Raw genomic sequence first — 22,805 nt, forward strand, 5'->3', positions numbered from 1 at the left:
ACGCGGCGTCATCCTGACCATTGGTAATGATCGCGGCGATGGAGGCAAGGATGCAGGTGCGGGCGCGCAGGGATCAGGGCGCGGAGGACGAAGCGCTTGGCCGGATCATGTATGATGCAATTCATCACGGTCCGAGCCAGTATTCAGCCGCGGAAAGGCAGGCCTGGCTACCGGCCCCGAACGCGGGCGATGGATGGCGCGCGCGCCTGTCGGCGCAACAGGTCTGGGTCGCCCATGACGGCACCGGTCCGGTCGGTTTCATGACGCTTGACGGGGATTACATCGACCTGGCCTTTGTCGCTGCAGGCTGGCAGGGGAAGGGTGTTTTCAAGGCTCTTTTTGCCCGGGTCGAAGCGGCGGCTCAGGGTCATCGGCGGCTTTGGACCCACGCCAGTCTGATGGCGCAACCTGCCTTTCTGGCGGTGGGGTTCCATGTTATCCGTCAGGAAAACGTGACCCGGAACGGTGAGGTTCTGCGCCGCGCCGAAATGGAGAAGATGCTCGCATGACCCCCGAAGAAATTGCCAAACTGCCCTATCGCCCCTGCGTCGGCGTGATGTTGGTCAATGCCGCTGGTGACGCCTTTGTGGGGCAGCGCAAGGACCGCGACCAGGACGCCTGGCAAATGCCGCAGGGCGGCATTGAAAAGGATGAAGCCCCGCGCGAGGCGGCACTGCGCGAGTTGGAAGAGGAAACCGGCGTCTCGCGCGATCTGGTCACGGTGGTCGCTGAAACGCGGGGGTGGGTGCCATATGACCTGCCGCATGATCTGGTGCCGAATATCTGGAAGGGCCGGTTTCGCGGGCAGGAACAGAAATGGTTCCTGATGCGTTTCACGGGTACGGACGATCAGGTGAACATCGAAACCGCGCACCCCGAGTTTTCCCGCTGGCGTTGGTTGCCTGTGGATCAGCTGGTGCCCAGCATCGTTCCCTTCAAGCAGGCGGTTTACCGCGCTGTGGTAGATGAGTTCGAGGAGTATCTGTAATGCGATCTGTTGTCTTCATGCTGGCTCTCTGTGCCCCGTTTCCGGCCCTGGCGCTGTCCTGCATCGCCCCATCCGTCGAGCGGACCTTTCACGAGGTCAATGACGCCAAGGCCGAATACGTCGTGGTGCATGGACGCCTGACGCTGGACCAGAGCAAACTGCCAAGTGAGGGTACGACGCAATCCAATCCGCCCAAGATGACGATGGTGCCTGCGACGCTGAACGGAACCTCGCTGAGCGCATCGGGGTTCCACACGCCCTTTGATCACGACATCATGCTGGAAGTCGCCTGTTTTGGTCCCTGGTGCGGATCCATCGCCGATGGTGCGGATGTCCTGGCCTTTGTCCGCCGTGATGGCGGGCAATATGCATTGGGGATCAACCCCTGCGGGGGGCATGTATTTGCTCCTGCCCAACCGGCTCAGATGGAACAGGTAAGACAATGTTTCACCGGCGGGACCTGCAAGAAGAAATAGCCGTTCCGGAGAGGTTCGCGCGAACTGAACGTCGGTAACCCTGAACCCGGTAAGACCGTTTCAACATATCAAGACATGTCATTTATGACATGTCTTGATGTGTTTCCGGGTGCAGGCGTTGTCGAAAAAGGCAAAGCGGTGCGGACGGGGCCGCCCCCTGATGCGCAAGCTGCTCAACCGGGCCGGAAGATCGGGACATGGCCAGCAGCCTCAGCGGGCAGGATGCCGGACAGACGCGGATCATCTTCGATCTCGATCTGCTGTCTGTAGGGAACAAAGCCGCTGCGGATGTAGAACCCCAGGGCCTGCGGGCTGTCCAGCGTGCAGGTATGCACGTGAAGCCGCGTGATCGGCGCGCGCCATGCCAGCGCAATCGCCTGGTTCATCAGGTAACGCCCGGCACCGGAGCCGATCAGGCTGGGCGCCAGGCCGAAATAGGCAAGCTCGCAGGCACCTTCCTGACGAAAGTCCAGCTCCAGGATCGCCGCATCCTCACCCGCCTTCTGCAGGGTATGGAATGTCACCTTGGGATCATCCAGGATCGCCTGAAGCTCGGCATCCGGCATCATCCGGCGACCGAACCAAAGCCAGTCGCGTCCGACCCGATCAAACAGCGCCCTGTAGCGGGCCAGGTCGGGCCTGATCTGTTCGAATGTCAGCCCGGCAGGCAGATCGACGGGGCGCATGGGCGGTTTTGCCTGCATGTGCAGATGCGTGACCACCATTGCCACCTTGCCCGGCGGAACGTCATGCAACCCGTCCGCGATCATGGCTCAGACCAGACCTTCGGCCCGGAACCGCGCCAGCATGTCCGCTTGCGGGCGCGGTCCGATGTGGCTGATCACCTCGCCGGCGCAAAGATTTCCCATGCGGCCGCAGGTTTCCAGATCGGCCCCCTTGGCGAGGCCAAACAGGAACCCGGCCGCGAACTGGTCACCCGCGCCGGTGGCGTCCACCGGCGTGATCTTCTTGACCGGCACGTCAACCCGTTCACCCTCACGGATCAGGGTCACGCCGTCGCCCGAACGGGTGCAGACCACGATCGGGCAGATCGCTGCAGTCCTGCGGATCGCCTCCTCCAGATCTTCGGTTTCGAACAGGGATTTCAGCTCCGCCTCGTTGCCGATCACATAGTCGAGGTCATGTTCGATCAGGGTCAGAAAATCCGCGCGGTGGCGCTCGACGCAGAAGGGATCGGAAATGGCGATGCCTGCCATGCCGCCTGCCGCCTTGGTCGCGCGCGCGGCCTCGCGAAAGGCGGTCTTGCCCGCGTCCTCGTCAAACAGATAGCCTTCGAGAAACATCATCTTTGCGTTGCCCGCGACGTCACCCGATACATCCTCCGACGCCAGGCCGGTTGAAATGCCAAGATATGTGTTCATCGACCGCTCCCCGTCGGGGGTGACAAAGATCATGCTGCGCGACGTCGGCATGTCGCCCGAAGCGACGGGCGGATTCACAAAGTCGATGCCGTGGTCCGACATGGCGCTGGCATAGAACTTGCCCAGGGCATCGTCCCGCACGCGCCCGATGAACCCCGTCTGCAACCCCAGCGCCCCGGCCCCCGCAATGGTGTTGGCCACGGACCCGCCGGGCGTCTGCACCCGTTCCGCCATCGCGGCATAAAGCGTTTCGCCCCGTTCGCGTTCCACCAGTTGCATGATGCCTTTCTCGATCCCCATGTGATCGAGAAAACTGTCGTCGCACTGGGTAATCACATCCACAACGGCGTTGCCGATGCCAACAAGGTCGTAGGTTTTCATATTGTCTTTTCCTCAAATGGGCAGAGATCACGGATAATGCAGGTCCTGCACAAGGGTTTGCGGGCTTTGCAATGATAGCGGCCGTGCAGGATCAGCCAGTGATGCGCGTGCAACTGGAAATCCGCCGGTATGTGGTCTTCGATGGCGCGTTCCACCACGTCCACGGTCTTGCCCGGCGCAATGCCGGTGCGGTTGCCGACGCGAAAGATATGGGTGTCCACGGCCTGGGCGGGCTGCCGCCACCACATGTTGAGAACCACATTGGCGGTCTTGCGCCCGACACCGGGCAGGCCCTGCAGGGCGGCGCGGGAACTGGGCACCTCACCGCCATATTCCTCGACGAGGATCTGGCTCATTTTCATGACGTTCTTGGCCTTCTGCCGGAACAGGCCAATGGTCTTGATATGCTCAGTCAGGCCTTCCAGCCCCAGTTCGACCATCTTTTCGGGAGTATCGACGATCTTGAAAAGACTGCGCGTCGCCTTGTTCACCCCGGCGTCGGTGGCTTGCGCGCTCAGCGCGACGGCAACCAGCAGGGTGTAGGCGTTGACGTGATCGAGCTCCCCTTCGGGTTCCGGGTCAGCAGCCTGGAAGCGCAGGAAAATCTCGCGGATCGTATGATAGTCGAGCTGTTTTGCCATGTCGGGCATATGACGCAGAAACGGGGGTGGGGGCAAGGCATGGCGGCAAAGGCGCATGTTTCGGGTCGCCTGGGCGCTTCGGACTGCCTAGATTGGCTGCATGACAAACCAAGCTTCCTCCCCCGCCGATGACGGCTACCACTTTGGCGTGATGCGCCGCGCGATCGATTTGATTGATGCCTCGGAAACCCCCCTGACGCTTGAGGCGCTGGCGGCCCGGATGGGCATGTCTCCCGCCCATTTCCAACGGGTGTTCTCCCGCTGGGTCGGCGTGTCGCCCAAAAGGTATCAACAATACCTGATGCTGGGCCAGGCCAAGCAGATGCTGCGCGACCATGCCACAACCCTGCATGCAGCCCATGAGGTCGGCCTGTCGGGGACCGGGCGTCTGCACGACATGTTCCTGCGCTGGGAGGCAATGAGCCCGGGCGATTTTGCCCGCAAGGGGGCGGGGCTCACCATCTATTGGGGCTGGTTCGACAGCCCTTTCGGCCCGGCGCTGGTCATGGGGACCGACAAGGGGATCTGTGGCCTGGCCCTTGCCGCCGAAGTCGGTGAAGAGGCGGCGATGCAGGATCTGACAGGTCGCTGGCCGCTGGCGGATTTCGTGGAGGATCCGATGTTGCTGCGGCCATGGGTGCTGGCGGCTTTCGGCGCGCAGGATGACAGGCTGGAAAAGGCGCCGCTCTACCTGATCGGTGCGCCTTTCCAGATCAAGGTCTGGGAGGCGCTGCTGCGCATCCCCTCGGGGCAGGTCACGACCTATTCCGACATCGCACAGGCGATTGGCAGCCCTCGCGCGGTCAGGGCCGTCGGCACGGCGGTGGGGCGTAACCCGGTCAGCTGGCTGATCCCCTGCCACAGGGCGCTTCGGAAATCCGGCGCGCTGGGGGGCTACCACTGGGGCATGCCCGTCAAACGCGCGATGCTCGCCTTTGAGGCCGCCCGCGCAGAGGCCTGACAGAGCACTGTAGGCGGGATGCTGCCGATCGAAAATTCCCCCTGAACGCGGGCCGTTTGCGCACTATATATGCGCTACATCGAGATGCCGCGCCCGAACGCGGCCCCAGAACCAAAGGCAGTAGATATGATTTCTTCCAAACTTTCCCTCGCCGCGCTGATCGCCGGCGCATTGACCCTCAGCGCCTGTACAGAGCCAGGTCAATTGGGTGCAGGTCCCAACGATCCGAACCAGAAAACCAAGAACGGCGCGCTGATCGGGGCCGCGTCCGGTGCGGTTCTGGGCGCGCTCACGGCAGATGACGGCAACCGGGGTGACCGCGCCCTTGCCGGTGCTCTGCTCGGTGGTGCCGTCGGTGCTGGCGTCGGCTATTCACTGGACAAGCAGGAGGCCGAGTTGCGCCGCCAGATGGACAGCCGGGTCGTGATCACCAACACCGGTGACCGGCTGATCGTGACCCTGCCGCAGGACATCACCTTTGCCACCGACAGCACCGCGGTGCAGCCGAGCATTCAGGACGATCTGCGGGCACTGGCCCAGAACGTGCAGGTCTATGCAAATTCCACGCTGCAGATCATCGGCCACACGGACAGCGACGGCGATGCCGCCTACAACCAGACCCTCTCCGAAGGTCGTGCGAATGCGGTGGCCCAGGTGCTTTACGCCAACGGCGTGCCTGTCAGCCGGGTCCAGACCTATGGTCGCGGCGAAAGCCAGCCGATTGCAAGCAACCTGACCCCACAGGGCAAGCAGCAGAACCGCCGGGTCGAAATCGTGATTCTGCCCAACGCGCGCTGATCCCCGGGCGCCCCGTCACGGGGTGCTTGATTGCTGAATTTTGCACGGAGCCCCTGCATAGCGCGGGGGCTCCTTGTTTTTTGTGCCTGCGCCCGACCTGGCGTTTCGGGATATAGCTGAATCACTTGTTCGCTGCCGCTCCCTTCGGCCTTACGCGAAAAGTGATGTGGGATGTTTCAAACCCATCCCGAAACGCTGTAAAAGGCAGAGCACTTACGGGGAGGGAAGATTGCCATGACAAAGCCAAAACTCCTGGGGATATCGGGGTCCCTCCGGACCAATGCCACCAATACGCTTCTCCTGCGCGAGGCCGCGCGGCTGTTTGGTGCGGCAGAATATACCCAGGCCGATATTCGGTTCCCTTTGTTTGACGCCGACGAGCAGGCAGCGGAGGGCGTGCCGGATGCCGTGGTCAAGGTTGCCCGACAGATCGAGGCGGCGGACGCGGTGATCATCTCTACCCCGGAGTACAACAAGGGACCCTCCGGCGTGATCAAGAACGCGCTGGACTGGATCAGCCGGGTCGACTTCAAGCCATGGAACGACAAACCCGTCGCCGTGATGTCGGCGGCTGCCGGTCGCGCGGGCGGGGAACGCGCGCAGATGGTCCTGCGCGGATTCATGGTGCCTTTCCGCCCCCGGATCCTGCAGGGGCCCGAAATTCACCTTGCGGGCAGCGGTGACCAGTTTGACGAGGCGGGCAGGCTCAAGGGCGAGATTTACGTCAGGGAGCTGACCGGTCTCATGCAGGCCTTGCACCGCATGATCTAGAGGTTGTCCGCGACCCGAAAACCATCGGGGATGGCATCGACCCCCTCCAGCATGAGATCAGCCATCACCTGAGCCACCTTGGGCGCCATGCCGAAACCGATCTTGAAGCCGCCGTTGGCGATGAAATGGCCGGGCCGGTCGGGCCACGGCCCCAGCATCGGTGCGCGGCTGCGGGCACGGGGCCGCACCCCGGCCCAACGGGAGATCACGGGTGCATCCGCCAGCACTGGCACCGCCGCGCGGGCCCGCCCGATCACCTCGTCCAATTGCGCATCGGTCCGGTCCGGGTTGTCATAATCCCGTTCCGAGGTGGAGCCGATGGCGACAGTTCCGTCCTGATGCGGGATGATGTGAACCCCGCCTGCGAACAGCTGCGGCGCGCCCCTGGCGTCATGTTGCAGCAGGGCAGCCTGTCCTTTGACGCCTGCGCCGATCACACGGTGATGAGCGGCATTCATAGTTTCAAGCCCGGCCACCCCCGTTGCCCAGAGCGTCGAACCCTCATCGGCCCCTTCGGTGGTGACCGGGACTCCATGGGCGGCAAGGGCACGCACCAGCGATGCGCAGCCCTTGCGCGGATGAACCAGTGCGCTCAACGTGTCCTGGATCAAAAGTCCGGTCGGGCTTGCCGGTTCCCATGCGGCACCCGTGGCGGGGATGACCTGCCATGTGGCGTGATCCTGCCACAAGGCCTTCGCTGTTCCTGCGCGGGCCTGCGCAAGCTCCAGCAGATGCGGATCGGCGATGGGCTGCAGGCGGCCATGCCGCGCATAACCGCTCTCACCGCCACCCGCTGCGTCCACCTCGCGCCAGAAGGCGGCGGCCATCAGCAGGCTCTCCAGTTGAAACGCCTTCTTGGGATTCCAGTTTTCCGGCACATGTGGCGCCAGCGCTCCGACGATGCCACCGCTGCTGCCTGCGGCGGGGCCATTGGGGTCGATCACCTGCACCTTGGCACCGCGCCGGAGGCAGGCCCATGCTATCGACAGGCCAAAAATGCCCGCGCCACGGATGGTGATATCATGCATTGCCATTCCCCGCCTGTTGTCGCACATCTGGCGCAACTCTCCCCAGCGAGCAACCCCATGCAGCAGCCCTCCGATCCGATCACCTGGCGCGACGGCAATATCCCCGTCTCCACCCGTTTCGACGACCCGTTCTTCAGCCTGGACGACGGGATCGCCGAGACACGCCATGTGTTTCTGACCGGCAATGACCTGCCTGCGCGGTTCCGCGATGCATTTGCCATCGGCGAATTGGGTTTCGGCACCGGTCTGAACCTGTTGGTCGCTTGGGATGCTTTCGCCACCGCGATGCCGGGGGCAACGCTGCATTTCACCAGTTTCGAAGCCTTTCCCCTGTCATCCGATGACATGGCCCGCGCGCATCGTGCTTTCCCTTCATTCGACGGCAAGCGCGATGCGCTGGCAGCGGCCTGGACCGGGACCGGCGGATCGTTCGATCTACCGGGTTTGCGGCTGAACGTGATCCTTGGCGATGCGCGCGTCACGCTGCCCGCATGGGCCGGACGCGCAGATGCATGGTTCCTTGACGGTTTCGCCCCGGCCAAGAACCCCGAACTTTGGTCGCCGGAGCTGATGGCCGAGGTTGCAGCACATACCGCACCACAGGGGACGGCGGCGACCTATACGGCGGCGGGGGATGTGCGGCGCGGTTTGGCGGCGGCAGGATTTGAGGTGCAGCGGGTACAGGGATTTGGCCGCAAGCGGCACATGACACGGGCAAGGATAGCAGGGTGAGTCAGGGCAACAATACACCGCTGGGCATTGGCCTGATGATCGCGACGACATTTGTCTTTGCGGTTCAGGATGGCCTGTCGCGGCATCTGGCATCGGAATACAACGTGCTGATGGTGGTCATGATCCGCTACTGGTTCTTCGCAGCCTTCGTGATCGCGATTGCGGGGCGCAAGGCCGGCGGCGTGCGTGCGGCGGCCCGGACCTCGCAGCCGATCGTGCAGGGTATTCGCGGTTTTCTGCTGGCCACCGAGATTTGCGTCATGGTTTTTGCCTTCACCATTCTGGGGCTGGTTGAAAGCCATGCGGTCTTTACCTGCTATCCTTTGCTGGTGGCGGCGCTGTCGGGGCCGATCCTGGGGGAAAGTGTCGGCTGGCGGCGCTGGGCGGCCATTGCCGTCGGGTTTGTCGGCGTGCTGATCATCCTGCAACCGGGGATGAGCGTCTTTGACCCTGCCGCGCTGATCCCCCTGCTGGCGGCTGCCATGTTTGCGGTCTATGGCCTGCTGACCCGATATGTCGCCAAGAAGGATTCGACGGCCACCAGCTTCTTCTGGACCGGGGTCACGGGGGCCATCACCATGACTCTCGCAGGTGTCTGGTTCTGGGAACCGATGGTCGGTTCCGACTGGCTGATCATGGCCTGTCTCTGCGTGACGGGCATTTCCGGCCACTGGCTGCTGATCCGCGTCTACGAGGTGGCCGAAGCCAGCGCGGTGCAGCCCTTTGCCTATTTCCAGCTCGCCTTTGCCGCCGTCATCGGGTTGAGCTTCTTTGGCGAAACCGTGCGGGCAAACGTGGTTCTGGGGGCCGCCATCATCGTGGCGGCGGGGCTATTCACCTTTTGGCGCGAACGCCTGAAGCGTCGACCCGGTCAGCTCCTCTGAGAAGGGCACCGGCAGCGGATCCTTGCCCAGCCTTGCACGGTAGGTCGGCAGGCTTTCCGTGACACGCATGATGTAGTTCTGGGTTTCGCGGAACGGCACCATTTCGATCCAGTCGACGATGTCGATCTCGCCTTTTCGCGGATCGCCGTAAAGCGCCATCCAGCGCGGCGGTCGCGCCGGCCCCGCATTATAGGCGGCCGACATCATCACCACGTTCCCATCGAACCGCCCTGCCATCTGGCTGAGATAGGTCGCCCCCAGCCGCGCATTGTAATCCGGGTCGGCGATCAGCCTGTCGGTGGTGTGCAGGCTGCTGATGCCAAGGTCGCGCGCGATGTCGCGGCCGGTGGCAGGCATGATCTGCATCAGGCCCCGCGCGCCCACTGCGCTTTGCACCACCGGGTCGAATTCGCTTTCCCGGCGGGCAATAGACAGGGTCATTTCCGGGGCCATGGGCAGATCCATCTCGATCAGCGAATGCAGCGGGTAATAGGGCGCTGCGATGGTCAGACCCCGCTGCGCGGCGCGCTTGCCGATCATCACCGCCAGATGCGGCTGGCCGATGTCAATCGCCGCCTGCCCCAGCAGATGCAGGTCCTCTTCGACAAGCTGATCGGCAAGATGGGTCCAGAAACGTTCCGCCAGGCTCAATTCTCCCGACGCCTGAAGCAGCAGGCCCGCCTCGAACAGGGGGGCTTTGGCCAGCGCCGAGGTGCGCCAATCCTGTTCCGGTTCAGGCCCCGCAAGGCTGGTGTCGAAGGGCAGGCCGCCACGCTCCGCCGCAAGCAGCCCGTAAAAGGCGGTCTGGAACTTTGCACCCATGGCATAGGCCTTGGCGGCCCCTTCGCTGTCGCCCATCGCCTCAAGCGCCCGGCCCTGCCAGTAACCTGCCCGCCCCTGCGAGATCGGTGATTCGACGGCGCTGTCATGGTTGCTGAAGTGCTTCAGGGCGGTTTCCGGATCCTTGAGAAAACGCAGCGCGATATAGCCGGACAGCCATTCCAGATCGGCATAGTCCGACCCCGGCAGCAGGAAATGCCGGGAGGCCATGCGATAGGCGACTTTGGGGTCGCCGGTGCGCATCTCCTGCCGCGCCAGCGCGCGGCGCCGGTTGCCCCATTTGTCGGGTCGGCCCAGGGCTTCGGCGGATGTCGAGCGTTCCAGCATCAGATCCATGGCGTCATCCACAAGGTTCTTGCGGAGGCGCCATTCGAAACGGTCATGCTGCAACCCCGCGTCGGCCTTTTTGGAGGCGGGCAGGGCGTCGATCATCGCGTTCACGTTGCCTTGCAGCTGTTGCAAGGCGATGCGGGTTTCGGCCAGCGCAATGTCCTCCTTGCCCACAAGATCGAACATCTGCCGCGCCTCGGCATGTGCGCGGTCCCAGAGCATCGCCTCCAGCCGGGCAGCATGGTGGGGTTTCAGCAGCTCGGCATGGTCTTTCAGGAACAGTGCCTGTGACGTCGCATTCATCGGCATCCTGCGCCATGCCAGAACCAGGTCAGCCTGAGCATCACCCAGGTTTCCCGCCGCGGTCAGGGCCGCCGCATGGGCCAATACGCCGCGCGGTGTCTGCGGTGCGACATTCTTGAAAAAGGCCAGGATGGCCTCATTGCCCGCGTCGATAACGGCATCTTCGCTCTGCCGGCGCAGATATTCTTCGCCGGGCCAGTCGGACCGGCGCGCCAGGAAATCCCGGACCTCGGCATAGGTGCCGCGGCCCGCGCGCAGGCGGTGCCATTCGATCACATCTGCCGCGACTTCGCCGTCGCGGGCGGCGATCATCGCGGCTGTTTCCCAATTGCCGTTGCGCATGGCGTCCATCGCCCAGCCCAGCGGGCGCGGGCGTTGCTCGGCCTCAGCCGCGAAGGCGACAGTGCAAACCAGCATCAGCGCAGTCAGAAGTCGTGTCATCGCTTGAGTTTCCATGGGTCAGGGGCTAGAGGCTTGCAACATATGGCATGCTGAGGTGAGTTCAAATCACTTGGCTGTGCCTGCCAATGTATTCCAGTCCGGCAACCCGCCGGCCAGCACAAAAGGAGCGTGCAAATGTTCAAAGGCTCACTGCCTGCCCTCGTCACGCCGTTCAGGAACGGCGAGCTGGATTTGGGGACATTGAAGAAACTTGTGGAATGGCACATCGGCGAAGGGTCGAACGGCCTTGTCCCGGTGGGCACCACTGGCGAATCCCCGACCCTGACGCACCGCGAACACGAACAGGTGGTCGAAGAGGTTGTTAAGGCGGCGGCGGGCCGTATCCCGGTGATCGCCGGTGCCGGTTCGAACAACACGCTTGAAAGCATCCGGCTTGCGCGACATGCCGAGGCGGTGGGCGCAGACGCCATTCTGGTGGTCACGCCCTATTACAACAAGCCGACCCAGCGGGGGTTGATTGCACATTTCACGGCGATCCATGATTGCTGCGAACTGCCGATCATCATCTACAATATTCCCCCCCGGTCGGTCATCGACATGACACCGGCGACGATGGGCGAACTGGCCAAGCTGCCGCGCATCGTGGGCGTCAAGGATGCGACCGGCGATCTGGCCCGTGTCAGCGCCCAGCGCATCACCTGCGGCAAGGATTTCATCCAGCTCTCCGGTGAAGATCCCACCGCACATGGTTTCAACGCCCAGGGCGGCGTCGGCTGTATCTCGGTCACGGCCAATGTCGCGCCCCGGCTGCTCAGCCAGATGCAGGCGGCCTGTGCCAAGGGCGATTATGCCACGGCCCTGGAAATTCAGGATCGCCTGATGCCGTTGCACACTGCCGTGTTCACCGAGCCTGGGCTGGTTGGCGTGAAATACGCCATGTCACGGCTTGATCTGTGCAGCGAAGAAGTGCGCCTGCCGCTGACAAGCCTGTCCGACGAGACCAAGAAACTGGTCGATGCCGGTCTGCGCCATGCAGGGCTGTTGAACTAGGCTCCATCGGCGCAGGGTAGCCCGCGCGACACATCCTCCGAAAGCAGGCGCAGGGTTGGGCAAACCCTCGCCTGACCGGAGCTTCTCACATGGACATTCTGCCCACCATCGCCACGCGCGCCGGGGACGCTGTGTTGCACCCAGGGCCATGCGGGCACCGCCGGGCTGCATAATCCGGGCTATGTGCTGGATACATCTGTCCTGCCCCTGGGCGCCTCGATCATGGCGCGGGGGGTGGAGCGGCGGCTTCCCCTGAACGGCTGACCCACCCAGGGGCAGGCTCAGCGTTTGCCGTAGTAGAGACCGACCACATGTTCTGCCTCTGCAAAGAACAGCCAGCGCGAGGCCAGCACGCCTGCCACATGCGCCAGCACGGCGACCACCGCCAGCAGGTGGCTGAAGGGCAGCAGCAACAACAGCACCGGCAGCACGATCATCAGGCCGAATGAAATCACCCGCAGCTTTTGCGCGTGCTTGCGGCCGATCTGAAAGACAAATTCACGCAGCAGATAATTGGTGCCGGTGTGCGGTGGCTCAAAGGCGCGGACCTTGCCGATGCCGCCCAGTTGTGTGGCGCTTGCGATATCGGTCCCCGATTGCTTCAGCGCCTTGTCACCCAGCAGCCATGTGGCGATCTGGACCGCGCCTGCGGCGATCAGCAGGACCACCGCCCAGGTGATCTGACCGGCAAGCAGGGCACCCCCAGCGAGGCTGAGGGACAGGAAATAGAAAGGGGTCAACCGCTGGTGCCAGCGCGGCACCGTCTTGAGCTGGGTATAGATCATGGCCGTGGTGAACACCGTGCCAAGCGACAGCAGCGCCCCCAGAATCCCGAGGGGCTGCCAGGCGGCGTCAAAGAACACCAGCCCCGCGCCATAGATCGCCATCACGATCAGGGCTGCAACGGCGCAGAGGCCTTCACGGCTCAGCCAGCTGGAGCGCCATTGCGTGAAGGCCTTGAGCGCCCGTTCCGGGTGGCCAAGGTGGAAGGTCGAAGAGATCAGACCGCCCACGGCCAGCAGGTATGCGATGGTGAAGAAGGCAAAGGCGGACCAGCCGCTGACCGCGGGCACACCGAAGCCCAGCCAGAACAACAGGCCGAACCCCAGGCCGGAGAAGGTCGAAAATGCGATGACGGAAGGTGCGGGATGCATCAGAGTTTCTCCAGTGCCTTGTCGAGCCAGCCCAGGAAACCGCCGGGCTCCTGCGCCACCGGTTCCAGGAAGGGGGCCAGCACGTCGATTTCCGGCAACCTATCCTTTGGCCGTGGCGGCAGATATTTATTGACGGGTCTGGTGCCCTGTTCTGGCATCAGGTCCACGCCGCCACGTTCTGCGACCAACTGGCTCACATCGCTGTCGGGGTCGCCCAGGTCGCCGAAGTGCCGCGCCCCTGCGGGGCAGGTGCGCACACAGGATGGGATGCGGTCCACCTCCGGCAGGTTTTCGTTGTAGATCCGGTCCACGCAGAGGGTGCATTTCTTCATCACCTTCTCTTCCATGTCCATCTCACGCGCGCCATAGGGGCAGGCCCAGGCACACAGCCCGCAACCGATGCAATCGGACTCATTGACCAGCACGATCCCGTCTTCGACCCGTTTGTAGCTGGCCCCCGTCGGGCAGACGGTGACGCAGGGCGCATCCTCGCAATGCAGGCAGGACTTGGGGAAGTGGATCAGCTGCGCATGGCCCTCCTCGGGTTGCACCTCGTAGCTGTGCACCCGGTTCAGGAAGGTGCCGGAGGGGTTTCCGCCATAGGCATCTTGGTCACTGAGCGGCGCGCCGTAGTTCTCGGTGTTCCAGCCCTTGCAGGAGATAACGCAGGCATGACAGCCGACGCAGGTGTCGAGGTCGATGACAAGGCCCAGCTTCTTTTCGGTGGAGGGTGGGAGAGTGGTCATCTGATGCGCTCCGTTGTCGGTGTGGCACCGGGGCGCTGCCCCGGACCCCGGGAATATTTAAGGCCAAAAAGAGAGGGGATCATTTGCCGACCTTCCACGCCAGATTGTCCGGGGCGTTCGGGACGGGCGATTTGATCACAGGATACTCGGGCCGTGCTTCCCTGGGCGCTTCGGCCTTTTCGATGCGCACTTTCAGGTCGAACCAGGCCGCCTGACCCGTGATCGGATCGGAGTTGGCCCAACGCATCCCGTCCGCCTTGGGTGGCAGCAATTCATGGATCAGATGGTTCAGCAGGAATGCCCTGGTGGCCTCGGGTGCATCCTTGTCCAGCGCCCAGGCTCCCTTGCGCTTGCCGATGGCGTTCCAGGTCCAGACGGTATTCTCGTTCAGCGCAGCCATCTCCATCACCGGCACGGTGATTTCGCCATGTGGCGAGCTGACCCGCGCCCAGTCGCCATCGGACAGGTCATGCTGGCGCATCAGCTTGGTCGGCAGGTACAGCGGGTTGTGGCCGTGCAGCTGACGCAGCCAGGCGTTCTGACTGCCCCAGGAGTGATACATCGCCATCGGCCGCTGGGTGAGGGCATTGATGGTGAAACCCTCGTTGCCCTGCTGGTCGGTCTCGTACCAGATCGGCAGGGGTGACATCGTCGCCTTGATCCGCTCGCGCAGATGTTCAGGCGGCTGGCGGTCGCCATGGCCCTCGGCAGCAAGCTGGAACTTGCGCATCGGTTCCACGTAGAGCGAGAACAGATAGGGTTGCGGGCTGTCGTAGAGGCCCAGTTTGACCGCCCAGTCCTGATAGGCCCGGTTCCAGGGTTTGTAGTAATTTGCACCATCGGGGATGTGTTCGGCAAAAAAGCCGCCGTTCCTGATGTAGCTGTCAAGCTGCCCTTCGTTCGGTCCGCCGCGCCCGTGTTGCAGGCCGTTTGCCCCCATCCGCCAGCCCGCCAGCGGGCCGATGCCGGGGCGGCGTTCGTGGTTGGTGATGTAATCCGCATAATCGGCGTATTTCTGGCTGCCATCTTCGTTCACGAAGCCGGGCAGGCCCAGCTTCGCCCCCAGATCGCAAAGCGCGGACTGGAAGCCCTTCACATTGCGGTCCGGCTCCACCACCGGCCAGCGGATCGCGTCGGCGGCAGCGTCCGCCTCGCAGATCGGGCGATCCAGCAGGGAAATGCAGTCATGCCGTTCCAGATAGGTGGTGTCGGGCAGGATCAGGTCGGCATAGGCCACCATCTCCGAACTATAGGCATCCGAGTAGATGATATGCGGGATGACGTAATTGTCGTTCTCGTCCTTGTCGGTCAGCATCTGCATCACGCCGCCGGTGTTCATCGAGGAGTTCCACGACATGTTCGCCATATACATGAACAGCGTGTCGATCTTGTAGGGATCGCCCGCATGGGCGTTCGAGATCACCATATGCATCAGCCCGTGAGAGGACATGGGGTTTTCCCAGGTGAATGCCTTGTCGATGCGGGCGGGTGTGCCGTCTTCCTTCAGCGCCAGATCATCGGGGCCATGGACAAAGCCGAGGTGCGGGCCGTTCAGCGGCCCCCCCGGCGTCATGCCGACATGGGGCTTGGGATGTGCGGTCGCGGGCTTGGGGTAGGGTGGTTTGAAGCGGAAACCGCCGGGCACCTCGACCGTGCCGAGGATGATCTGCAGCACATGCAGCGCGCGGCAGGTCTGGAAGCCATTGGCATGGGCCGAGATCCCGCGCATCGCATGGAAACTGACCGGGCGGCCGATCATCGTGTCATGGGTCTCGCCCCGGAAGTCGGTCCATTTGTGGTCCAACTCGAACGCCTCTTCAAAGGCGACGCGGGCAAGTTCCGATGCGATGGCGCGGATGCGGTTTGCAGGCAGGCCGCAACGCTCTGCGACGGCCTCGGGGGCGTAGTCCTCGCTCAGGTACATTTCGGCCATCTTGTGGAACACGGGCCGGTGGGTCACGCCCTTTGCACGGTAGGTGGCGGACAGGTCCGGCTTCACACCGGGCTGGTCATAGGGTGTCAGCTTCTTGGTCACACGGTCCATGACCAGTTGCTTGCCATCCGCATCGCGCAGGTAGAGCCCGAACTCCGGCGACTTTTCATCACCGTTCACCAGAACCGGGGCATCGGTGTATTGCGCGAGGTAATGCAGGTCGATCTTGCCCGCCTTCATCAGGCAATGGATCATCGACAGGATGAACAGCCCGTCGGTGCCCGGGGTGATCCCGACCCAATCGTCTGCCACGGCGTTATAGCCGGTCCGGATGGGATTGACCCCGATGACCCGCGCACCGCGCCCCTTGATCTTGCCGATCCCCATCTTGATCGGGTTGCTGTCGTGGTCCTCCGCCACGCCGAACAGCATGAACAGCTTGGTATGGCCCCAGTCGGGCTGGCCGAATTCCCAGAAGGCGCCGCCCATGGTGTATATGCCCGCAGCGGCCATGTTGACCGAACAGAACCCACCGTGTGCCGCATAATTCGGTGTGCCAAAGGCCTGTGCCCAGAGGCTGGTGAAGCTTTGCGATTGGTCGCGCCCGGTGAAGAAGGCCAGTTTCTCGGGATTTGACTCGCGGATGGGCCCCAGCCAGTCGGCGGCGATCTGATAGGCCTCGTCCCAGCTTATTTCCTCGAACTCGCCCGATCCTCTGGGCCCGACACGTTTCAGCGGCGCACGCAGGCGCGAGGGGGCATTGTGCTGCATGATCCCTGCCGACCCCTTGGCGCAAAGCACACCCTTGTTCACGGGATGGTCGCGGTTGCCCTCGATATAGGCGACCTTGCCCTCCTTGAGGTGAACGTTGATCCCGCAGCGGCAGGCGCACATGTAGCAGGTCGTCTTGCGCACCTCATCTGACACTTTCGGGCTCAGGTTCAGCTTGGGCTGGTTCATCACTCGGGTCCTTTTTTGGGAGTCAGATAAGGCTGCGGATCAGCGAGAGCATCGCCAAGCCGATCAGAAGGCTGAGACATAAGGGTTTTTAGTAGGGTTCCCACCTCGGATTAAAGAGCCTGGTACCGAGCCAGACGCCAAGCAATGTCACCGGCAATAGGAACATGGCAGCCTGTGCTGACGCAAGGGTCATCACGCCAAAAGCCAGAAGGTATATCAAAGATCCAAGTGAGCCGACAAAGAGGTAAAGCACCAGCGTGCCACGCATGGTCCGCGCCGTATCGTTCTGGCTGAGCACATAGAGCGCGACCACCATCCCGCCCACATGTGCCACGCCAGAGACGATACCGGCCAGCACCCCGGCAACGAGCGTGCCGCCACGGGTGGCGAGGGCGGGGATGTTGACCTTGAGCATCTGCAGGGCGGCCAGCACAAGGATCATGCCCAATGCGATGCGGCCAGACGCGGTGGCGGGCAGGCTCACGGTCAGCCAGAGGCCCAGGGGCCAGCCGATCCAGTTGCCTGCAACCAGCAGACCCGCGCGGGTTCGGTTCGCGGACTGCCAGCCGCCCCGTGCCATCAGCAGGCTGGCCGCCATTTCCTGAAACCACAGGATCGGGATCAACAGGATCGGCGCGATGAAACTGGCCGCAGCCGCCATCACCAGCGCCGACAGGGCAAAGCCCGCGAACCCCCGCACGAGACCGGCGGCGAAGGTGATGCCAAGCAGCAGCGCCACCTCGACCGGGGTGAGAGGCAGGGGGAACCAGGGATCAGGCATCGGCGGTGTCGATGCCGGTCAGCTGCGCGGCCTGCATGGCGATATGTGCCTCTTCGGCGGCGGGGACAACATGGACAGGCAGGTCACCGGCCCAGCGCAGCAGGTCGGTGATGCGGGTGCGGATGTCCGTGTCGTTCTCGCCGATGCCGCCGGTAAAGGCGATGGCGTCGCAGCCGCCCATGGCCGCGAACATCGACCCGGCCTGACGTGAGGCCCAATAGGCAAAGTGATCGCGGGCGAAGGCGGCCCGAGGCGTGTCACCGGCAGCCAGTTCACGCATGTCGCCGCTGAGGCCCGACAGCCCCAGCAACCCGCTCTGCGCGCTGAGGATCTGATCGGCCTGCGGCAGCCCGACGCGGGAGACCAGTTCCAGCACCGCACCGGGGTCGATCACGCCGACGCGGGTGCCCATGGTGAGCCCGCCAAGGGGCGAATAACCCATGGTGGTGGCCACAGACTTGCCCTCGCGGATCGCGCAGAGCGAGGCACCGTTGCCCAGATGCAGTGCCAACAACCGCGCGGGCAGCGGCGCGCCGGTCATCTCCGGCAGGGCGCGGGTAAGTGCGGCATAGCTGTTGCCATGAAAACCGTAGCGCCGCAGCCCGCGCGTGGCGGGCAGATCGGGCAGAGCGTATCGCCGGGCGACCTCGGGCACTGTGGCGTGAAAGGCGGTGTCGAAGCTGGCCACCTGCGGTAGCGACGGGGCGGCCTGCGCGATCCAGTCGATGGCGGCCAGGTGATGCGGGTTATGCAGCGGCGCCAGCGGGATGCAGGCCTCAATGCCCGCGCGGACCTTGTCGGTGATGCGCGCCGGGGCGGTGAATTCATCCCCGCCATGCACCACGCGATGCGCCACCAGCGCGAGCCGGTCCAGCGCTGCACCTTCCGCCGCCAGCGCATCCGCCACCGCGCGCAGCGCGGCGGCATTGTCCGGCAGGGACAGGGCGCGCGGCGCGGCGCCGCTGACCTTCACCGCGCCCCGGGCACCGATCCCCGTTGCCTCGACCCGCAGCATCTCGCGGAAATGCGCGCCGAAAAGCGCGCATTTGATCGACGAGGATCCCGCATTGAGGACGAGTATCGGCCCCGGCACAGATCAGACCGACTGCGGCCGCATGTCGGACTTCGAGATGCCCGCAACACTGACCGGCTTTTTCATCGCGTCGCGGCGGAAGGGTTCGCCCAGCTCCTGGTTGATCATGGCTTCGATCAGCGTGGTCTTGCCGTGGTTCATCTGGTCGTCGATCGCCTGTTTCAGGGCAGCCGTCAGTTCATCCATCGTGCGCGCCACGACACCCTGCAGCCCGCAGGCCTGGGCGATGCCTGCATAGGACACCTTGGTGTCCAGCTCGGTGCCGACGAAGTTGTCGTCGAACCACAGGGTCGAGTTCCGCTTTTCCGCACCCCATTGGTAGTTGCGGAAGACGATCTGCGTGACCGCCGGCCATTCGCCACGTCCGATTGCCGTCAACTCATTGACCGCGATGCCAAAAGCACCGTCACCCGCAAAACCCACGACGGGCACATCAGGCTGGCCGATCTTGGCACCCACGATGGCGGGCAGGCCATAGCCGCAGGGGCCAAAGAGACCGGGCGCAAGGTATTTCCGGCCCGCGTCGAAATCGGGATAGGCATTGCCAATGGCGCAATTGTTGCCGATGTCCGAGCTGATGATCGCCTCGCGCGGCAGCACAGACTGGATCGCACGCCATGCCATGCGGGGCGACATCCAGTCCGGCTTGTCCTTGCGGGCGCGTTCGTTCCATGTGGTGCCGGGATCGTCCTCTTCGTGGTCCATCGAGGACAATTGCTGCGCCCAGGTGGATTTCGCTTTGGCGATCTTTGCCTTGCGGTCTGCGCGGCCGGCGTCGCCCGCATCGTCGGACAGCTGGTTCAGGATGCCCCTGGCCACCTTGGCCGCGTCGCCCACGATGCCCACCGTGACCTTCTTGGTCAGGCCGATCCGGTCGGCGTTGATGTCCACCTGGATGATCCTGGCGTCCTTGGGCCAGTATTCCATGCCATAACCCGGCAGGGTCGAGAAGGGGTTGAGCCGGGTGCCGAGGCAGAGAACCACATCGGCATCCTTGATCAGCTCCATGCCCGCTTTGGACCCGTTGTAGCCCAGCGGGCCTGCAAACAGCGGGTGCGAGCCGGGGAAGGCGTCATTGTGCTGGTAGCCGACACAGACCGGGGCATCCAGCCGCTCGGCCAGCGCCTTGGCCGCGTCAATGCCGCCTTCGGAGAGGACCACGCCGGCGCCATTGAGGATCACGGGGTTCCGGGCCCCGCTCAGCAGTTTGGCCGCCGCGGTGACGGAGCCTTCGCCGCCCGGGGAATGTTCGAATTCCATCGGTTCGGGGATCTCGATGTCCACCACCTGGGTCCAGAAATCGCGCGGGATGTTCAGCTGTGCGGGACCGGACAGGCGCTTGGCCTTGGCGATGACGCGGGTCAGCACCTCGGCCACGCGGGTCGGGTCGCGGACCTCTTCCTGATAGGCGACCATATCCTCGAACAGTTTCATCTGTTCGACTTCCTGGAAACCACCCTGGCCGATGGTCTTGTTCGCGGCCTGTGGCGTGACCAGCAACAGCGGCGTGTGGTTCCAGTAGGCGGTTTTTACGGCGGTCACGAAATTGGTGATGCCGGGCCCGTTCTGCGCGATCATCATCGACATCTTTCCGGTCGCCCGGGTGAAGCCATCGGCCATCATCCCGGCCGACCCTTCATGGGCGCAGTCCCAGAACATGATACCCGCCTGCGGAAACAGGTCAGAGATTGGCATCATCGCAGACCCGATAATGCCAAAGGCATTGTCGATGCCGTGACGTTGGAGGACTTTTACGAACGCTTCTTCGGTCGTCATTTTCATCGCAGATGATCCTTAATATTTCGTGAGTCGCGCGATTCCCGGGCGTTTGGCCCACCCTAGGCGGCTATATCCCCTACTGTTAGGGCCAAAAACCACAGGCGCCTAAGGCCACTTCAGGAAAACTCCCGGATTGCCTGTGCAACCAGGGCCAGGCCCTCCGGGATGCGGGCGGCGGGGATCGAGGAATAGGCCAGACGGTAGTAGTTCGATGGTTGATGTGCGCCGGTAAAGAAGGGGCGGCCCGGTTCGATCAGCACGTTCTGCTGGTGCAGCCTGCGGGCCATCACGTCGGTATCGACCCCGTCGGGCGCGCGCATCCAGAAGGAGGAACCGCCGTAATAGCCGCGCCCGGAGATGCGCAGGTCGTGCTCTGACAGGGCCTTTTCCATGACCGCGCGCCGGTCCTGCAGGGCGCTGCCCATGCGCCGGATCAGGGCATCGTAATGGCCCAGTGACAGGAAATAGGCGGCGGTGCGCTGGATATGTCCCGGCGGGTGCCGCAGGACGGAGGCGCGCAGCGCGCGGGCTTCCTTGATGAAAGGCTCGGACCCCACGAGATAGCCAAGACGCAGCCCCGGAAACAGCGACTTGGAAAAACTGCCGACATAGATCACCCGGCCATCGCTATCGAGAGATTTAAGCGCCGGCGAGGGTGGTTTGAGAAAGGACATCTCGAACTCGTAGTCGTCCTCGACAATCAGGGCGTTCATCTCTCCGGCGCGGGCCAGCAGGGCATGGCGGCGCTCCATCGGCATGGTGGCATTGGTCGGGCATTGATGGCTGGGGGTGGTAAAGATGACATCCGTGTCGGGGGGGATCGCATCGGGCGGGATGCCATCGGCATCGACACGGACGGGTGTCATATGGCAGCGCGATTGGGTCAGGATGTCGCGCAGCGCGGGATAGCAGGGATCTTCGACGGCGGCGCGTCTGCGTTGGGTCAGCAGCACCTGGGTGGTCAGCCAGAGGGCGTTCTGCGCACCCAGGGTGATCAGGATCTGTTCGGGCCGGGCGTTGATACCCCTGCGCGGCAGGGTGTGCCTTGCGATGAATTCGATCAGCTGCGGGTCGTCGCGGTCAAAGTAATCGGTGGTCAGGGCCGAAAAGTCGCGCTGGCCCAGGGCCTGCAGGGCGCAAAGCCGCCAGTTGGCATGGTCAAACAGGGTCGGGTCGGCCTGACCATAAATGAAAGGATAGCGGAACTTTGCCCAATCCTGCGGTTTCGACACGGTGGCACCGCCGCTGAACTTCTGGCCGATGGCGCGCGACCAGTCGACCGCATCTTTCCGTTCCGCCGCCGGGGCAAAGCTGGGCGGGGTGGGGGCGTTACCCGACACGAAGTAGCCGGACCGGCCCTTGGAGGTCAGGTAGTCGTTTGCCAGCAGTTCGGTGTAGGCGATGGTGACGGTGATCCGGCTGACGCCGAGATGTGCGGCCAGCCTGCGGGTGGAGGGCAGCTTTTCACCCGGCCGGAACCGGCCCGACAGGATGCCCTGCGCGATCATTTGCTGGATCTGCTGCTGCAGTGTTCCCTGTGTGCCGGGGCGCAGAAAGAAGGTTTCGACGGGAAGGGCCATGACGTTACCTTAGATTGGACCTAACGGGCAATCAATCTGGAGATATCGGTATGCGAAATGGAATTGCCTTGCAGGGGGAGTTTATCTGGTCGTTCAGCGCGTGTAAATCAATAAATGAGACTTTTGGTTTCGTTCATTTCCATTGATCGAAGTGAATTGGCCGGCACAAGCTGTACACGGGCGATGCACCGCAGGGTGCATCCTCTGTTTGTTCAGCTAAGCGCGCCATCCTTGCCGCCACCATAACCCGGCGAAAGGATGCGCATAGGGAAATGGGACCAGAGCCTGAAGCGGCTGCAGAACGGCATGAAGGACGCATGGCAGCGGGAAAGCCTGACCGAAAAGTGGATCGGGCTGGATCGACGGGCACCTGTCCCGCGACCGACAACGCGGATCAGCGTGCCATGATCTCGGCCCACCAGCACGCATCGGAGTCAACAAGGGCCGAAATGAAGAAGGGCCCCGCCTTGCGGCGAAGCCCAGCCAATCCTTGGAGGGATGTTCAGTCTTACGGGCAGGCCGCCGAATAGCGCGAGCCATCGGGACGCTGGTAAACACAGGTGCCCGTCTGGGTCTTGCCGATGTAGTTCCCGGCAGCGGCGCCAACGGCACCGCCGATCAGCGCGCCAGCCACACGGTCGTCACCGCCCGAAACGGCAGCGCCTGTCGCGGCACCAAGAGCGGCACCGGTCAGGGCGCCCTGATTTGGACCGCCCGGTTCACAGGCTGCAAGTGCGGCGATCATGGGGATGGCGATAAGAAGCTTTTTCATTTTGGTCTCCCGAATTGTTGTTCGTGGGTTAACGCGATCC

General features: G+C 63.4%; 23 protein-coding genes. 10 read left to right on the forward strand and 13 right to left on the reverse strand.

Going from position 1 to position 22,805, the window contains the following annotated elements:
- Nucleotides 1–50 precede the first annotated feature (50 nt).
- The 3 genes from PVW51_RS04400 to PVW51_RS04410 are packed head-to-tail and all read left to right on the forward strand — an operon-like array spanning nt 51 to nt 1,464.
- Nucleotides 51–509 (forward strand): GNAT family N-acetyltransferase, encoded by a 459-nt coding sequence (locus PVW51_RS04400; protein ID WP_274573743.1) that lies wholly within the window; start codon nt 51–53, stop codon nt 507–509.
- The gene (locus tag PVW51_RS04405) at nt 506–988 is read left to right on the forward strand and encodes an RNA pyrophosphohydrolase (RefSeq protein WP_269366040.1); all 483 of its coding nucleotides are present in this window, start codon (nt 506–508) and stop codon (nt 986–988) included. The genes PVW51_RS04400 and PVW51_RS04405 overlap by 4 nt, the downstream gene beginning before the upstream one ends.
- Nucleotides 988–1,464, forward strand: coding sequence for a hypothetical protein (locus tag PVW51_RS04410; RefSeq protein ID WP_274573744.1), 477 nt, complete (start codon nt 988–990; stop codon nt 1,462–1,464). Before PVW51_RS04405 ends, PVW51_RS04410 begins: the two co-directional genes overlap by 1 nt.
- A gap of 173 nt (nt 1,465–1,637) precedes the next feature.
- On the opposite strand, the gene PVW51_RS04415 is transcribed toward PVW51_RS04410, so the two are convergent.
- The 3 genes from PVW51_RS04415 to nth are packed head-to-tail and all read right to left on the reverse strand — an operon-like array spanning nt 1,638 to nt 3,868.
- On the reverse strand, nt 1,638–2,234 hold the full coding sequence (locus tag PVW51_RS04415; RefSeq protein ID WP_274573745.1) for a GNAT family N-acetyltransferase: 597 nt from the start codon (nt 2,232–2,234) through the stop codon (nt 1,638–1,640).
- Between the two features lie 3 nt (nt 2,235–2,237).
- Complete coding sequence (locus PVW51_RS04420) at nt 2,238–3,227, reverse strand: adenosine kinase (RefSeq protein WP_274573746.1); 990 nt, start codon at nt 3,225–3,227, stop codon at nt 2,238–2,240.
- Entirely contained in the window at nt 3,224–3,868 is a 645-nt protein-coding gene (gene nth / locus PVW51_RS04425) for an endonuclease III (protein WP_274573747.1), read from the reverse strand. Before nth ends, PVW51_RS04420 begins: the two co-directional genes overlap by 4 nt.
- A 100-nt stretch (nt 3,869–3,968) precedes the next feature.
- Between nth and PVW51_RS04430 the strand changes: the two genes are divergently transcribed.
- The 3 genes from PVW51_RS04430 (at nt 3,969) to PVW51_RS04440 (ending at nt 6,398) form a co-directional block, all read left to right on the forward strand.
- Complete coding sequence (locus PVW51_RS04430) at nt 3,969–4,829, forward strand: bifunctional helix-turn-helix domain-containing protein/methylated-DNA--[protein]-cysteine S-methyltransferase (RefSeq protein WP_269366031.1); 861 nt, start codon at nt 3,969–3,971, stop codon at nt 4,827–4,829.
- A gap of 126 nt (nt 4,830–4,955) precedes the next feature.
- Nucleotides 4,956–5,627 carry an OmpA family protein gene (locus PVW51_RS04435; RefSeq protein ID WP_269366029.1) on the forward strand — a complete coding sequence of 224 codons (672 nt, stop codon included), beginning with the start codon at nt 4,956–4,958 and terminating at the stop codon, nt 5,625–5,627.
- A gap of 234 nt (nt 5,628–5,861) precedes the next feature.
- A complete protein-coding gene (locus PVW51_RS04440) occupies nt 5,862–6,398 on the forward strand; it encodes an NADPH-dependent FMN reductase (protein WP_274573748.1) in 537 nt (178 codons plus the stop codon).
- Here the strand turns inward: PVW51_RS04440 and PVW51_RS04445 are convergent.
- Complete coding sequence (locus tag PVW51_RS04445; protein WP_274573749.1) at nt 6,395–7,426, reverse strand: NAD(P)/FAD-dependent oxidoreductase; 1,032 nt, start codon at nt 7,424–7,426, stop codon at nt 6,395–6,397. The two genes, PVW51_RS04440 and PVW51_RS04445, sit on opposite strands and share 4 nt — an antisense overlap.
- A 57-nt stretch (nt 7,427–7,483) precedes the next feature.
- Between PVW51_RS04445 and mnmD the strand changes: the two genes are divergently transcribed.
- Both mnmD and PVW51_RS04455 read left to right on the forward strand, forming a co-directional pair.
- Nucleotides 7,484–8,158: a tRNA (5-methylaminomethyl-2-thiouridine)(34)-methyltransferase MnmD gene (mnmD, locus tag PVW51_RS04450; RefSeq protein WP_274573751.1), complete on the forward strand. Its 675-nt coding sequence runs from the start codon at nt 7,484–7,486 to the stop codon at nt 8,156–8,158.
- Nucleotides 8,155–9,042: a DMT family transporter gene (locus tag PVW51_RS04455; protein WP_274573752.1), complete on the forward strand. Its 888-nt coding sequence runs from the start codon at nt 8,155–8,157 to the stop codon at nt 9,040–9,042. Before mnmD ends, PVW51_RS04455 begins: the two co-directional genes overlap by 4 nt.
- Here the strand turns inward: PVW51_RS04455 and PVW51_RS04460 are convergent.
- Nucleotides 8,989–10,956: a lytic transglycosylase domain-containing protein gene (locus PVW51_RS04460; protein ID WP_274573753.1), complete on the reverse strand. Its 1,968-nt coding sequence runs from the start codon at nt 10,954–10,956 to the stop codon at nt 8,989–8,991. The genes PVW51_RS04455 and PVW51_RS04460 overlap by 54 nt on opposite strands.
- A 135-nt stretch (nt 10,957–11,091) precedes the next feature.
- Here PVW51_RS04460 and dapA point away from each other — a divergent pair, with 135 nt between their 5' ends.
- Nucleotides 11,092–11,967: a 4-hydroxy-tetrahydrodipicolinate synthase gene (gene dapA / locus PVW51_RS04465; RefSeq protein ID WP_274573754.1), complete on the forward strand. Its 876-nt coding sequence runs from the start codon at nt 11,092–11,094 to the stop codon at nt 11,965–11,967.
- A gap of 281 nt (nt 11,968–12,248) precedes the next feature.
- Here dapA and PVW51_RS04470 read toward each other — a convergent pair whose 3' ends face one another.
- From PVW51_RS04470 to pdxR, 7 genes are all read right to left on the reverse strand, one after another.
- Nucleotides 12,249–13,121, reverse strand: coding sequence for a dimethyl sulfoxide reductase anchor subunit family protein (locus PVW51_RS04470; RefSeq protein WP_274573755.1), 873 nt, complete (start codon nt 13,119–13,121; stop codon nt 12,249–12,251).
- A complete protein-coding gene (locus tag PVW51_RS04475) occupies nt 13,121–13,867 on the reverse strand; it encodes a 4Fe-4S dicluster domain-containing protein (protein WP_269366015.1) in 747 nt (248 codons plus the stop codon). The genes PVW51_RS04470 and PVW51_RS04475 overlap by 1 nt, the downstream gene beginning before the upstream one ends.
- A 79-nt stretch (nt 13,868–13,946) precedes the next feature.
- Complete coding sequence (locus PVW51_RS04480) at nt 13,947–16,760, reverse strand: molybdopterin oxidoreductase family protein (protein ID WP_274573756.1); 2,814 nt, start codon at nt 16,758–16,760, stop codon at nt 13,947–13,949.
- An 88-nt stretch (nt 16,761–16,848) separates the two neighbouring features.
- Nucleotides 16,849–17,541 carry a sulfite exporter TauE/SafE family protein gene (locus PVW51_RS04485; RefSeq protein WP_274573757.1) on the reverse strand — a complete coding sequence of 231 codons (693 nt, stop codon included), beginning with the start codon at nt 17,539–17,541 and terminating at the stop codon, nt 16,849–16,851.
- Complete coding sequence (locus PVW51_RS04490) at nt 17,534–18,634, reverse strand: acetate/propionate family kinase (protein WP_274573758.1); 1,101 nt, start codon at nt 18,632–18,634, stop codon at nt 17,534–17,536. The genes PVW51_RS04485 and PVW51_RS04490 overlap by 8 nt, the downstream gene beginning before the upstream one ends.
- Nucleotides 18,635–18,637: 3 nt before the next feature.
- Nucleotides 18,638–20,416 (reverse strand): sulfoacetaldehyde acetyltransferase, encoded by a 1,779-nt coding sequence (gene xsc / locus PVW51_RS04495; RefSeq protein ID WP_274573760.1) that lies wholly within the window; start codon nt 20,414–20,416, stop codon nt 18,638–18,640.
- Between the two features lie 113 nt (nt 20,417–20,529).
- The gene (gene pdxR / locus PVW51_RS04500) at nt 20,530–21,993 is read right to left on the reverse strand and encodes a MocR-like pyridoxine biosynthesis transcription factor PdxR (RefSeq protein ID WP_269366009.1); all 1,464 of its coding nucleotides are present in this window, start codon (nt 21,991–21,993) and stop codon (nt 20,530–20,532) included.
- 258 nt (nt 21,994–22,251) lie between these two features.
- Here pdxR and PVW51_RS04505 point away from each other — a divergent pair, with 258 nt between their 5' ends.
- Nucleotides 22,252–22,401 (forward strand): hypothetical protein, encoded by a 150-nt coding sequence (locus tag PVW51_RS04505; protein WP_274573761.1) that lies wholly within the window; start codon nt 22,252–22,254, stop codon nt 22,399–22,401.
- Between the two features lie 100 nt (nt 22,402–22,501).
- Here PVW51_RS04505 and PVW51_RS04510 read toward each other — a convergent pair whose 3' ends face one another.
- Nucleotides 22,502–22,765 (reverse strand): glycine zipper 2TM domain-containing protein, encoded by a 264-nt coding sequence (locus PVW51_RS04510; RefSeq protein WP_269366007.1) that lies wholly within the window; start codon nt 22,763–22,765, stop codon nt 22,502–22,504.
- Between the last annotated feature and the right edge of the window lie 40 nt (nt 22,766–22,805).

Source organism: Sulfitobacter sp. PR48, assembly GCF_028807335.1.
GTDB lineage: Bacteria > Pseudomonadota > Alphaproteobacteria > Rhodobacterales > Rhodobacteraceae > Sulfitobacter.